Annotated in this window: 12 protein-coding genes; all 12 read left to right on the top strand. The window is 62.8% G+C overall.

All coding sequences use genetic code 11. The annotated features are described in order from the left end of the window. Nucleotides 1-3: 3 nt before the first annotated feature. Nucleotides 4-609 (top strand): NADH-quinone oxidoreductase subunit C, encoded by a 606-nt coding sequence (locus ACZ89F_RS11195; RefSeq protein ID WP_476091872.1) that lies wholly within the window; start codon nucleotides 4-6, stop codon nucleotides 607-609. Between the two features lie 9 nt (nucleotides 610-618). Beyond that, nucleotides 619-1,809: an NADH-quinone oxidoreductase subunit D gene (locus ACZ89F_RS11200; protein WP_476091874.1), complete on the top strand. Its 1,191-nt coding sequence runs from the start codon at nucleotides 619-621 to the stop codon at nucleotides 1,807-1,809. Continuing rightward, a complete protein-coding gene (locus tag ACZ89F_RS11205) occupies nucleotides 1,810-3,090 on the top strand; it encodes an NADH-quinone oxidoreductase subunit E (protein WP_476091875.1) in 1,281 nt (426 codons plus the stop codon). Nucleotides 3,091-3,100: 10 nt separating this feature from the next. Beyond that, nucleotides 3,101-4,405 (top strand): NADH-quinone oxidoreductase subunit NuoF, encoded by a 1,305-nt coding sequence (nuoF, locus tag ACZ89F_RS11210; protein WP_292182636.1) that lies wholly within the window; start codon nucleotides 3,101-3,103, stop codon nucleotides 4,403-4,405. A gap of 125 nt (nucleotides 4,406-4,530) precedes the next feature. Beyond that, entirely contained in the window at nucleotides 4,531-5,226 is a 696-nt protein-coding gene (locus tag ACZ89F_RS11215) for an NADH-ubiquinone dehydrogenase (RefSeq protein ID WP_476091877.1), read from the top strand. A gap of 73 nt (nucleotides 5,227-5,299) precedes the next feature. After that, entirely contained in the window at nucleotides 5,300-7,381 is a 2,082-nt protein-coding gene (gene nuoG / locus ACZ89F_RS11220; RefSeq protein WP_476091879.1) for an NADH-quinone oxidoreductase subunit NuoG, read from the top strand. Between the two features lie 2 nt (nucleotides 7,382-7,383). Continuing rightward, nucleotides 7,384-8,427 (top strand): NADH-quinone oxidoreductase subunit NuoH, encoded by a 1,044-nt coding sequence (nuoH, locus tag ACZ89F_RS11225; RefSeq protein ID WP_476091881.1) that lies wholly within the window; start codon nucleotides 7,384-7,386, stop codon nucleotides 8,425-8,427. After that, complete coding sequence (gene nuoI, locus ACZ89F_RS11230; RefSeq protein WP_023812382.1) at nucleotides 8,427-8,918, top strand: NADH-quinone oxidoreductase subunit NuoI; 492 nt, start codon at nucleotides 8,427-8,429, stop codon at nucleotides 8,916-8,918. The genes nuoH and nuoI overlap by 1 nt, the downstream gene beginning before the upstream one ends. 124 nt (nucleotides 8,919-9,042) lie before the next feature. Then, entirely contained in the window at nucleotides 9,043-9,663 is a 621-nt protein-coding gene (locus ACZ89F_RS11235; protein WP_127267204.1) for an NADH-quinone oxidoreductase subunit J, read from the top strand. A 1-nt stretch (nucleotide 9,664) separates the two neighbouring features. Further along, nucleotides 9,665-9,973: an NADH-quinone oxidoreductase subunit NuoK gene (gene nuoK / locus ACZ89F_RS11240; RefSeq protein WP_019858930.1), complete on the top strand. Its 309-nt coding sequence runs from the start codon at nucleotides 9,665-9,667 to the stop codon at nucleotides 9,971-9,973. 10 nt (nucleotides 9,974-9,983) lie between these two features. Continuing rightward, complete coding sequence (gene nuoL / locus ACZ89F_RS11245) at nucleotides 9,984-11,957, top strand: NADH-quinone oxidoreductase subunit L (protein WP_476091883.1); 1,974 nt, start codon at nucleotides 9,984-9,986, stop codon at nucleotides 11,955-11,957. Further along, nucleotides 11,957-13,462, top strand: a complete 1,506-nt coding sequence (locus tag ACZ89F_RS11250; RefSeq protein WP_476091885.1) for an NADH-quinone oxidoreductase subunit M — start codon at nucleotides 11,957-11,959, stop codon at nucleotides 13,460-13,462. The genes nuoL and ACZ89F_RS11250 overlap by 1 nt, the downstream gene beginning before the upstream one ends. Nucleotides 13,463-13,474 lie beyond the last annotated feature (12 nt).

Raw genomic sequence — 13,474 nt, forward strand, 5'->3', positions numbered from 1 at the left:
TCCATGACCGCATCCCTGAGCGAACTGTCGACCTATCTCGGCGAGAAGCTGATCGGCCGCGTGAACGACGCTAATATCGCCTATGGCGAGCTTACCGCTCACGTCGAGCCGCGCGATCTGGTCGAGGTGATGACCTTCCTGCGCGACGATGCGCGCTGCCAGTTCATCTCGATCATCGACGTCTGCGGCGCCGACTATCCGTCGCGGGCCAAGCGTTTCGACGTCGTCTACCACCTGTTGTCGCCGAAGCAGAATGTGCGCATCCGCGTCAAGGTGCAGGCTGACGAGGAAACCATGGTGCCGTCGATCACCGGCGTGTTCCCCGGCGCCGACTGGTTCGAGCGCGAGACCTACGATCTCTATGGCGTGCTGTTCTCGGGCCACCCCGATCTGCGCCGCCTGCTGACCGACTACGGTTTCGAAGGCCATCCGCTGCGCAAGGATTTCCCGCTGACCGGCTTCGTCGAGGTGCGTTACGACGACGAGGCCAAGCGCGTCATCTATGAGCCGGTCGAGCTGAAGCAGGAATTCCGCAATTTCGATTTTCTTTCCCCTTGGGAAGGCACCGATTATGTGCTGCCCGGGGACGAAAAAGCCAAGACGAATTGAGGCGCCAGAATGGCTGAAACCTCCGTCCGCAATTTCAACATCAATTTCGGCCCGCAACACCCTGCGGCGCACGGCGTTTTGCGCCTTGTGCTGGAGCTGGACGGCGAGGTTGTCGACCGCGTCGATCCGCATATCGGGCTCTTGCATCGCGGCACGGAAAAGCTGATCGAGGCCAAGACCTATCTGCAGGCGATCCCTTATCTCGACCGGCTCGACTATTGCGCGCCGATGAACCAGGAGCACGCCTTCGCTCTCGCAGCCGAGCGTCTGCTCGGCATTGACGTGCCGAAGCGCGGCCAACTGATCCGCGTGCTTTACTGCGAAATCGGCCGCATCATGTCGCATATCCTGAATGTGACGACGCAGGCGATGGACGTCGGCGCGCTGACGCCGCCGCTGTGGGGTTTCGTCGAACGCGAAAAGCTGATGGTGTTCTATGAGCGCGCCTCCGGCTCGCGCATGCATGCCGCCTATTTCCGTCCCGGCGGCGTCCATCAGGACCTGCCGCAGAAGCTGGTCGAGGACATCGGCAAGTGGATCGACCCGTTCCTGAAGTCGATCGACGACCTCGATCAGCTGCTGACCGGCAATCGCATCTTCAAGCAGCGCAATGTCGACATCGGCACCGTTTCGCTGGCCGATGCCTGGGCCTGGGGTTTTTCGGGCGTCATGGTGCGTGGCTCGGGCGCTGCCTGGGACCTGCGCAAGTCGCAACCCTATGAATGCTATTCGGAAATGGATTTCGACATTCCGATCGGCAAGAACGGCGACTGCTACGACCGGTACCTCGTGCGCATGGAAGAAATGCGCCAGTCTGCGAAGATCATGCGCCAGTGCGTCGACCTTCTGCTCGGCAAGGAAAGCATCGGTCCGGTGTCGAACCTCGACGGCAAGGTGGTGCCGCCCAAGCGCCAGGCGATGAAGCGCTCGATGGAAGCGCTGATCCATCACTTCAAGCTCTACACCGAGGGTTATCGCGTGCCGGCCGGCGAAGTCTATGCGGCGGTCGAAGCGCCGAAGGGCGAGTTCGGCGTCTATCTGGTCTCCGACGGCTCCAACAAACCCTACCGCTGCAAGCTGCGCGCGCCCGGTTTCGCGCATCTGCAAGCGATGGATTTCCTCTGCCGCGGCCACATGCTGGCCGACGTCACCGCCGTTCTCGGCTCCCTCGACATCGTGTTTGGTGAGGTCGATCGCTAAATGTCAGTCCGCCGTCTCGCAGAAGCCAGCGTCCAGCCAGCCTCCTTCGCCTTCAACCGGGCGAATGCCGCGGCTGCGAAGCAATGGATCAAGAAGTACCCGAAGGGCCGTGAGCAGTCGGCCATCATCCCGCTTCTGATGATCGCACAGGAGCAGGAAGGCTGGGTGACGAAGGCGGCCATCGAGACGATCTCCGACATGCTCGGCATGCCGCGTATCCGCGGCCTCGAAGTCGCGACCTTCTACACGCAATACCAGTTGAACCCGGTCGGTACCCGCGCCCACATCCAGGTCTGCGGCACCACGCCCTGCATGCTGCGCGGTTCGGAAGCGCTGATGGATGTCTGCCGGTCAAAGATCCATCACGACCAGTTCCACACCAACGACAAGGGCACCTTGTCGTGGGAAGAGGTTGAATGCCTCGGCGCCTGCGTCAACGCGCCGATGGTCATGATCTTCAAGGACACGTTCGAAGACCTGACGCCGGAACGGTTGGCCGAGATCATCGATCTCTACGGCGCCGGCAAGGGCGCCTCGGTGCCAGCGGGGCCGCAGAACGGCCGCACCGGTTCGGAGCCGGCCTCCGGACTCACAACCCTGAAGAGCGAAAAGGCGATCCTCAAATCGACCCGCGACAGGGAAGCCAAGGCAGCGACCAAGGCCGCCCAGGCGGCGCCCGACGCGATCGTCGCTGCGCCCGTTCCGGCACCGGCCGCTGCCCCAGTCGCACCGTCCAATGCCGGCAAGCCGAAGACCGATGCGCCGGAAACCAGCCCGGCCTTGAAGACGCCTTCGAAGACCAAGGTCGCGCCGGCCGTTGAAAAGGCGGCGAGCGTTTCGGCGCCGCTGCATTCGGCCGCCAATGCCAACAAGGCGGCGCCTGAGGTCGAGCAGATTTCCAAGCAGCGCAATGGTCCGAAGGCCAAGGCCGAGCCGGCAGCCGCTTTCAAGGCGCCGGAGACCAGGGCGCCGGCCGTGAAAGCTGCCAAGCCGTCGCTGGAAGACAGGAACCGTCCGGCCGGCATCGACAAACCGGCGCTTGTCGACGACCTCAAGCTGATTTCCGGCGTCGGCCCGAAGATCGAGGGTGTCCTGCATTCGCTTGGCATTTTCACCTTCGCGCAGGTCGCGTCCTGGAAGAAGGCCGAGCGCGAGTGGGTGGATGGCTATCTCTCTTTCCAGGGCCGCATCGATCGCGACGACTGGGTCAAGCAGGCCAAGGCGCTCGCCAAGGGTGGCGTCGCCGAATACATCCGTGTCTTCGGCAAGAAGCCGGTCTGAGGGACGAAAAATGCTTCAGGACAAAGACCGCATATTCACCAACATCTACGGCCTGTTCGACAAGTCGCTGGCCGGCGCGATGGCGCGCGGCGCGTGGGACAACACGCCCGGCATCGTCGCCAAGGGGCGCGAGTGGATCGTCAACGAGATGAAGGCGTCGGGCCTGCGCGGCCGTGGCGGCGCCGGCTTCCCGACCGGACTCAAATGGTCGTTCATGCCCAAGCAGAGCGACGGCCGGCCGAGCTATCTGGTCATCAATGCCGACGAATCCGAGCCCGGCACCTGCAAGGACCGCGACATCCTGCGCAATGACCCGCACACGCTGGTCGAAGGTGCGCTGCTTGCCGGTTTCGCTATGGGCGCGATTGCGGCCTACATCTATGTGCGCGGCGAGTTCATCCGCGAGCGCGAGGCGCTGCAGCGGGCGATCGAGGAGGCCTATGAGGCCAAGCTGATCGGCAAGAACAACACGTCGGGCTACGACTTCGACATCTACATGCATCACGGCGCCGGCGCCTATATCTGCGGCGAGGAGACAGCACTCCTCGAAAGCCTCGAAGGCAAGAAGGGCCAGCCCAGGCTGAAGCCGCCATTCCCGGCCAATGTCGGCCTCTATGGCTGCCCGACCACCGTCAACAATGTCGAATCGATCGCCGTTGCGCCGACCATCCTGCGCCGCGGCGCCGCCTGGTTCTCGTCCTTCGGCCGACCCAACAATGTCGGCACGAAGCTGTTCTGCATCTCCGGCCACGTCAACAATCCGTGCACGGTCGAAGAGGCGATGTCGATCCCGTTCCGCGAGCTGATCGAGACGCATTGCGGCGGCATTCGCGGCGGCTGGGACAACCTGCTGGCGGTCATTCCGGGCGGCGCTTCGGTGCCGCTGGTGCCGGCCGAGCAGATCATCGACACGCCGATGGATTTCGACGCGCTGCGCGACCTCAAATCCGGCCTTGGCACGGCGGCTGTCATCGTCATGGACAAGTCGACCGATATCGTTAAGGCCATCGCGCGGCTTTCTTATTTCTACAAGCATGAGAGCTGCGGCCAGTGCACGCCGTGCCGCGAAGGCACCGGCTGGATGTGGCGGGTGATGGAGCGGCTGGTGCGCGGCGAGGCGCAGAAGCGCGAGATCGACATGCTGCTCGACGTCACCAAGCAGGTCGAGGGTCACACGATCTGCGCGCTGGGAGACGCCGCGGCATGGCCGATCCAGGGCCTGATGCGGCATTTCCGCGGCGAGGTGGAGCGACGCATCGACGAGTTTTCGCGCAACGCGCACCGGGCCGAACCGGTGATGGTGGCGGCGGAATAGACGACTTTGTGAATGCGGGCGAAAGTCCGAGCGAAATACGGGCAAGTGCCCGATTTGAAATACGGGCAAGTGCCCGATCTGAGACAACCGGGGCGGGCGAACGAACAAACGACCAGGAGAACTCTATGGCGCCGTATTCGACACCCAACCCGCTGATGCCCAATTTGGACCAGATCGAGAAGATGAACCAGGACCTGACCAGGATGATGCCGAAGGAGATGGCCAGCGCCGTCAACCTTCTCGTGCACCCCGTGGCGGGTGCGGCGGCGATGTCGGCGCTCGGCCTCGGGCTCGCCAACCACGCTTTCGGCGTCTGGCTGGGCGCGCTTTCGGGAGCGGCCGAAGCTTCGCAGCGGCTGCTGCAGCCGATCGTCGATGATTTCGAGGCGCGCGTCGCGCAGTTCGACGACCCGAACTCTTCCTCCACCAAGGCACGGGCGACGGCGAAAACCATGATCGCCGAGGCGCAGTCCTTCGCGCAGGAAGTCACCGATATTGCCGCCAAGGAAGCCGCCACCACGGCGCCGGTGGCAAATGCCGGTCCGGTAGAAGGCGACGCCGCCAATGTGCTGATGCCCGAGGATTTCAGGCAGCCCGGGGCCATGGAGAAGCCGGCGAAGCCGGCGGATCTCAAAGCCATATCGGGCATCGGACCCAAGCTGGAAAAGGTTCTCAACGGCCTGGGCATCTGGACGTATGCGCAGATCGCGGCATGGACGCCGCAAGAGGTTGCCTGGGTCGAGGATTACCTGTCGCTCTCCGGCCGCATCGGCCGCGACGATTGGACAGCCCAAGCGGCGGCACTCGCCGTCAAGAAGTGAATGAAGTGCCGGGTCCGGTTTCGACCGTGCCCGGAAAAAGAGATTGCGGGAACTCCGCAGGGGTTTGAGGCGAATGGCAAAGCTCAAGGTCGACGGGAAAGAGATCACTGTACCCGACCACTATACGCTGCTGCAGGCGGCGGAAGACGCTGGCGCGGAAGTGCCGCGCTTCTGCTTCCATGAGCGGCTGTCGATCGCCGGCAATTGCCGCATGTGCCTGATCGAGGTGAAGGGCGGGCCGCCCAAGCCGCAGGCTTCCTGCGCCATGAACGTGCGTGACCTGCGTCCAGGGCCGAATGGCGAGGCGCCGGAAATCTTCACCAACACGCCGATGGTCAAGAAGGCCAGGGAAGGCGTGATGGAGTTCCTGCTGATCAACCATCCGCTGGATTGCCCGATCTGCGACCAGGGCGGCGAATGCGACCTGCAGGACCAGGCGATGGCCTTTGGCGTCGATTCCTCGCGCTATCACGAGAACAAGCGCGCGGTCGAAGACAAATACATCGGACCGCTGGTCAAGACGGTGATGAACCGCTGCATCCATTGCACGCGCTGCGTCCGCTTCACCACGGAAGTCGCCGGCATTTCCGAGCTTGGCCTGATCGGCCGCGGCGAGGACGCCGAGATCACCACCTATCTCGAACAGGCGATGACCTCTGAGCTGCAGGGCAATGTCATCGACCTTTGCCCGGTCGGCGCGCTAACCTCAAAACCCTTCGCCTTCCAGGCGCGGCCGTGGGAGCTGACCAAGACCGAATCCATCGACGTGATGGATGCCGTCGGCTCGGCGATCCGCGTCGACAGCCGGGGCCGCGAAGTGATGCGCATCCTGCCGCGCGTCAACGAAGCGGTGAACGAGGAGTGGATTTCCGACAAGACCCGCTTCATCTGGGACGGCTTGCGCACGCAGCGCCTCGACCGCCCCTATGTGCGCAAGGACGGCAAGCTGGTTCCCGCCAGCTGGGCCGAGGCCTTTGCCGCGATCAAGGATGCGGCTTCCAAGGCTGCACCCGAAAAGATCGGCGCCATCTCGGGCGATCTCGCCGCCGTTGAAGAAATCTACGCGCTCAAGCTGCTGATGGCTTCGCTCGGCTCGAAGAACACCGATTGCCGTCAGGATGGCGCCGCACTCGATCCGGCGCTCGGGCGCGCCAGCTACATCTTCAACCCGACCATCGAAGGCATCGAGCAGGCCGACGCGGTGCTGATCATCGGCGCCAACCCGCGCTATGAAGCCTCGGTGCTCAACGCCCGCATCCGCAAGCGCTGGCGGATCGGCAATCTGCCGGTCGGCGTCATCGGCGATGTCGGCGACACGCGCTACGACTACGAGCAGCTGGGCGCCGGGCCGGATTCGCTGAAGGATCTGGCGGACGGCAATGGCAAGTTCTTCCAGACGCTGAAGAAGGCGACGCATCCGCTGATCATTGTCGGCCAGGGCGCTTTGGCGCGTGCCGATGGCGCGGCTGTGCTCGGCCAGGCGGCCAAGCTCGCCACCGCCGTCAACGCTGCGCGCGCGGACTGGAACGGCTTTGCCGTGCTGCACAATGCGGCCGGACGTGTCGGCGGTCTCGATCTCGGCTTCGTGCCGGGCGAGGGCGGCAAGAGCGTCGTCGGCATGCTGGGCGAGATGGAGCTGCTGTTCCTGCTTGGCGCCGACGAAATCGACATGGCCAAGACCGGCGGCGCCTTCGTCGTCTATATCGGCACGCATGGCGACCAGGGCGCGCACCGCGCCAACGTCATCCTGCCGGCGGCTGCCTACACCGAAAAGTCGGCCACCTATGTCAACACGGAAGGCCGTGTACAGCAGACCAACCGCGCCGGCTTCGCGCCGGGCGATGCGCGCGAGGACTGGGCGATCCTCAGGGCGCTGTCAGATGTGCTGGGCAAGAAACTGCCGTTCGATTCGCTGCCGCAGCTGCGCGCCAAGCTCTATGGCGAATACCCGCATCTGGCCCGCATCGATCAGGTCGCGGCCGGCAATGCCGAGGACATCGCTGAGGTGGCGAAGCTCGGCGGGCGGCTGAACAAGGGAACGTTCACCTCGCCGGTGACGGACTTCTACCTGACCAACCCGATCGCGCGGGCATCGGCCGTGATGGCGGAATGCTCGGCGCTGGCCAAGAGCGGCTTCAAGCAGGCGGCGGAATAAGCATGGACACTTTCTTCTCCTTCTACGTGCTGCCGGCGCTGCTGATCCTCTTGAAGTCAGTCGTGCTGATCGTCGTGCTTTTGATCTTCGTCGCCTACATCCTCTACGCCGACCGCAAGATCTGGGCGGCGGTGCAGCTGCGCCGTGGTCCGAACGTCGTCGGTCCCTGGGGCACGCTGCAGGCTTTTGCCGATCTCTTGAAATTCGTCTTCAAGGAACCGATCATTCCGTCGGGCGCCAACAAGGGCGTTTTCCTGCTGGCGCCGCTGGTCTCGGCGGTGCTGGCGATCTCGGCCTGGGCGGTCATTCCGGTCAGCCAGGGCTGGGCGATCGCCAACGTCAATGTCGGCATCCTTTATGTCTTTGCCATCTCCTCGCTCGAAGTCTATGGCGTGATCATGGGCGGCTGGGCTTCGAACTCGAAATATCCGTTCCTCGGCGCGCTGCGTTCGGCGGCTCAGATGGTGTCCTACGAAGTCTCGATCGGCTTCGTCATCGTCACCGTTCTGCTCGCCGCCGGCTCGCTCAACCTCAGCGATATCGTGCTGTCGCAGCATGATGGAATTGGTACGCGGCTTGGCCTGCCCAACACCTTCCTGGACTGGAACTGGCTGGCGCTGTTCCCGATGTTCATCATCTTCTTCATCTCGGCGCTAGCCGAGACGAACCGGCCGCCTTTCGATCTGGTGGAAGCCGAATCGGAACTGGTCGCCGGCCACATGGTCGAATATTCGTCGACGCCGTTCCTGCTGTTCTTCCTCGGCGAGTATGTCGCCATCGTGCTCATGTGCGCGCTGGCCACCATCCTGTTCCTTGGCGGCTGGCTGCCGCCCTTCGACTTCGCGCCGTTTACCTGGGTGCCTGGTGTCATCTGGTTCGTGCTGAAAGTCTGCTTCGTGTTCTTCGGCATCTCCATGGTGAAGGCCTTCGTGCCGCGCTACCGCTACGACCAGCTGATGCGGCTCGGCTGGAAAGTGTTCCTGCCGATCTCGCTGTTCATGGTGGTCGCCACCGCAGCCTTCCTCAAGATCACGGGGTTTGCGTGATGTCCGCTCTGTCCCAAGCCGCAAAATCGCTGCTGCTGCAGGATTTCGTCAGCGCCTTCTTCCTGTCGATGCGCCAGTTCTTCGCGCCGAAGGAGACGATCAACTATCCGCACGAGAAGGGGCCGACCAGCCCGCGCTTCCGGGGCGAGCACGCTTTGCGCCGCTATCCCAATGGCGAGGAACGCTGCATCGCCTGCAAGCTGTGCGAGGCGATCTGCCCGGCGCAGGCCATCACCATCGAGGCCGGTCCGCGCCGCAATGACGGCACGCGCCGCACGGTGCGTTACGACATCGACATGGTGAAGTGCATCTATTGCGGCTTCTGCCAGGAAGCCTGCCCGGTCGACGCCATCGTCGAGGGGCCGAATTTCGAATTCGCGACGGAGACGCGCGAGGAACTTTACTACGACAAGGACAAGCTGTTGGCGAATGGCGACCGGTGGGAGCGCGAACTGGCGCGCAACATCTCGCTGGACTCGCCGTACCGCTGATATTTGACGCATGGACGGGGCGAGGGGCCTCGTCTAAGGAAACACGCAACTTGCCGACCGGAGGCGGTCGCAAAAATCGAACAGGACGAACGTCCTGTTTCGGACAGGAACCCGGGGGAACCCCATGTTGAGTGGACTAGAGGCGGCCTTTTTCTACCTCTTCGCCTTTGTCGCGGTGGCGTCGGCGTTCATGGTCATTTCGTCGCGCAACCCCGTGCATTCGGTGCTGTTCCTGATCCTGACCTTCTTCAACGCCGCCGGCCTGTTCATGCTGACCGGGGCCGAGTTCCTGGCAATGATCCTGCTCGTCGTCTATGTCGGCGCGGTGATGGTGCTGTTCCTGTTCGTCGTCATGATGCTCGACGTCGATTTCGCCGAGATGAAGGAAGGCGCCCTGCAATATGCACCGATCGGCGCGCTGGTCGGGCTGATCCTGGCGGCGGAGCTGATCGTCGTGCTGGGCGGCTACACATTTGCGCCGCAGCTCGCCTCGACGGTCTCCAAGCCCATTCCGGATCTTGCCACGCGGACCAACACGGCCGCGCTCGGCGACATCCTCTATACCGACTACCTCTACTACTTCCAGATTTCGGGCCTCGTTTTGCTGGTCGCCATGATCGGCGCCATCGTGCTGACGCTGCGCCACAAACCAGGCGTCAAGCGGCAGTCGATCGCAGCCCAGGTCGGCCGCACGCCGGCGACCGGCATGGAAATCCGCAAGGTCAAGACAGGCGAGGGACTCTGAGATGGTTGTCGGCATCGCGCATTATCTGACCGTATCGGCGATCCTGTTCACGCTTGGCGTGTTCGGCATCTTCCTGAACCGCAAGAACGTCATCGTCATCCTGATGTCGGTCGAGCTGATCCTGCTGGCGGTCAACATCAATTTCGTCGCCTTTTCGGCAGCGCTCGGCGATCTGGTCGGCCAGGTGTTCGCGCTGTTCGTGCTGACGGTCGCGGCGGCCGAAGCCGCCATCGGGCTTGCCATTCTTGTCGTCTTCTTCCGCAACCGCGGCTCGATCGCGGTCGAAGACGTGAACATGATGAAGGGTTGACGGAACCACCATGTATCAGGCCATCGTCTTCCTTCCCCTGCTCGGCTTCCTGATCGTCGGCCTGTTCGGCACGTCGCTCGGCGCCAAGGCGTCCGAATACATCACCTCCGGTTTCCTGGTGATCGCGGCGGTGCTGTCGTGGGTCGCTTTCTTCACCGTCGGTTTCGGCCATGGCGAGGTGTTCACCGTGCCGGTGATGCGCTGGATCCAGTCAGGCGGACTGGAAGCGTCCTGGGCGCTGCGGATCGACACGCTGACGGTGGTGATGCTGGTGGTGGTCAACACCGTGTCGGCGCTGGTTCACATCTATTCGATCGGCTACATGCACCACGATCCGAACCGGCCGCGCTTCTTTGCCTATTTGTCGCTGTTCACCTTCGCCATGCTGATGCTGGTGACATCAGACAATCTGGTGCAGATGTTCTTCGGCTGGGAAGGGGTGGGCCTCGCCTCCTATCTGCTGATCGGCTTCTGGTACAAGAAGCCGTCGGCCAATGCCGCGGCAATCAAGGCCTTCGTCGTCAACCGCGTCGGCGATTTCGGTTTCGCGCTCGGCATTTTTGGCCTGTTCGTGCTGTTCGGCTCGGTCAATCTCGGCACCATCTTCGCCAATGCGGCAACGTTCATTCCGGCCGAAGGTGCGCCACAGGGCGGCGCCGTGCTGACCTTCCTTGGCTATGCGCTGGACAAGCAGGCGGCCATGACGGTCGTCTGCCTGCTCTTGTTCATGGGCGCCATGGGCAAGTCGGCGCAGGTGCCGCTGCACACCTGGCTGCCGGACGCCATGGAAGGCCCGACGCCGGTTTCCGCACTCATCCATGCCGCCACCATGGTGACGGCCGGTGTGTTCATGCTGGCGCGGCTGTCGCCGCTGTTCGAACTGTCGCATTCGGCGCTGACGGTCGTGACCTTGATCGGCGCCTTCACCGCCTTTTTCGCCGCGACGGTCGGTCTCGTGCAGAACGACATCAAGCGCGTCATCGCCTATTCGACCTGTTCGCAGCTCGGCTACATGTTCGTGGCGCTCGGCGTCGGCGCTTATGGCGCGGCGATCTTCCATCTGTTCACGCATGCCTTCTTCAAGGCGCTGCTGTTCCTCGGTTCGGGCTCGGTCATCCATGCCGTCTCCGACGAGCAGGACATGCGCAAGATGGGCGGCCTGCGCAAGCTGATCCCGACCACCTACTGGATGATGGTCATCGGCACGCTGGCGCTGACCGGCGTCGGCATCCCGGTGACGGTCATCGGCACCGCCGGCTTCTTCTCCAAGGACGCCATCATCGAAAGCGCCTTTGCCGGCCACAATTCGGTTGCCGGCTTGGCTTTCGTGCTTTTGGTCATCGCCGCCTGCTTCACCTCCTTCTATTCCTGGCGGCTGATCTTCATGACCTTCCACGGCGAGCCGCGGGCCAGCCACGAGGTGATGCACCATGTTCATGAATCGCCGCCGGTGATGCTGGTGCCGCTGTTCATCCTGGCGGCAGGCGCACTGTTTGCCGGCATCATCTTCCACGGCGCCTTCATCGGCGAGGGCTATGCCGAGTTCTGGAAGGCATCGCTGTTCACGCTGCCGGACAATCACATCCTGCACGAGATCCACGAATTGCCGCTGTGGGTCGAGCTGTCGCCCTTCATCGCCATGCTGATCGGCTTCGCGCTGGCCTGGAAATTCTACATCCGCTCGCCGGAAATGCCGGTCAATCTGGCAGCGCACCATCGCGGGCTCTACGCCTTCCTGCTCAACAAGTGGTATTTCGACGAGCTCTACGATTTCCTGTTCGTGCGGCCCGCCAAGCGCCTCGGCCATTTCCTGTGGAAGACCGGCGACGGCACCATCATCGATGGTCTTGGCCCGGATGGCATTTCGGCGCGCGTCGTCGATGTCACCAACCGCGTCGTCAAGCTGCAGACCGGCTATCTCTACCATTATGCCTTCGCCATGCTGATCGGCGTTGCCGCACTCGTCACCTGGATGATGCTCTGATGACCGCATGGCCAATCCTCTCGCTGGTCACCTTCCTGCCGTTGGTTGGTGTGCTGCTTATCCTGTTCATCAACGATGACAGCGAAAATGCACGCCGCAACATCCGCGCCATCGCGCTGTTGACGACGACGTTCACGTTCATCATCTCGGTGTTCATCTGGACCGGCTTCGACAATTCGCAGGCCGGCTTCCAGTTCGTCGAGAAGGTTGCCTGGCTCGACTCCGGGATTTCCTATCATATGGGCGTCGACGGCATTTCCATGCTGTTCGTCATCCTGACGACCTTCCTGATGCCGCTCTGCATCCTGGCGTCGTGGGAATCGATCGAGAAGCGCGTCAAGGCCTACATGATCGCCTTCCTGCTGCTCGAAACGCTGATGATCGGCGTGTTCTGCGCACTCGATATCGTGCTGTTCTACGTCTTCTTCGAAGCCGGCCTGATCCCGATGTTCATCATCATCGGCGTCTGGGGCGGCAAGCGGCGCGTCTATGCCTCGTTCAAGTTCTTCCTCTACACGCTCGCCGGCTCGGTGCTGATGCTGCTCGCCATCATGGCGATGTTCTACCAGTCCGGCACGACCGACATCCCGACGCTGCTGACGCACAATTTCCCGGCCAACATGCAGACATGGCTATGGCTTGCCTTCTTCGCCTCTTTCGCGGTGAAGATGCCGATGTGGCCGGTGCACACCTGGTTGCCCGATGCGCACGTCGAGGCGCCAACGGCAGGCTCGGTGATCCTGGCCGCCATCCTCTTGAAGATGGGCGGGTACGGCTTCCTGCGTTTCTCCTTGCCGATGTTCCCGCTGGCGTCCGAAATGTTCGCGCCGCTGATCTTCGCGCTCTCGGTCGTCGCCATCATCTACACCTCGCTGGTGGCGCTGATGCAGGACGACATGAAGAAGCTGATCGCCTATTCGTCGGTCGCCCATATGGGCTTCGTCACCATGGGCATCTTCGCCATGAACCAGGAAGGCGTGCAGGGCGCCATCTTCCAGATGCTCAGCCACGGCCTGGTTTCCGGCGCGCTGTTCCTGTGCGTCGGCGTCATCTATGACCGCATGCACACACGCGAAATCGCGGCCTATGGCGGCCTGGTCAACAACATGCCGAAATACGCCACGGTGTTCCTGATCTTCACCATGGCCAATGTCGGCCTGCCCGGAACCAGCGGATTCGTCGGCGAATTCCTGACCATGCTCGGCGTGTTCCGGGTCAACACATGGGTGGCGTTCTTCGCCGCCACGGGTGTCATCCTGTCGGCCGCCTACGCGCTCTGGCTCTATCGCCGGGTGATCTTCGGCGCGCTGACCAAGGACAGCCTGAAGGGCCTGCTCGACCTGTCGCCGCGCGAGAAGGTGATCATCTACCCGCTGGTCGTGCTGGTCATCTTCTTCGGTGTCTATCCCGCACCGGTCTTCGACGCGACGGCCGAATCGGTCAAGTCGCTCGTCACCAATGTCACTGCATCCATCGGCGCCGCGCAGACCGCGGCGGCGAATTAACCCAAGGGTTTT

It is taken from the genome of Mesorhizobium sp. USDA 3734, assembly GCF_056279665.1.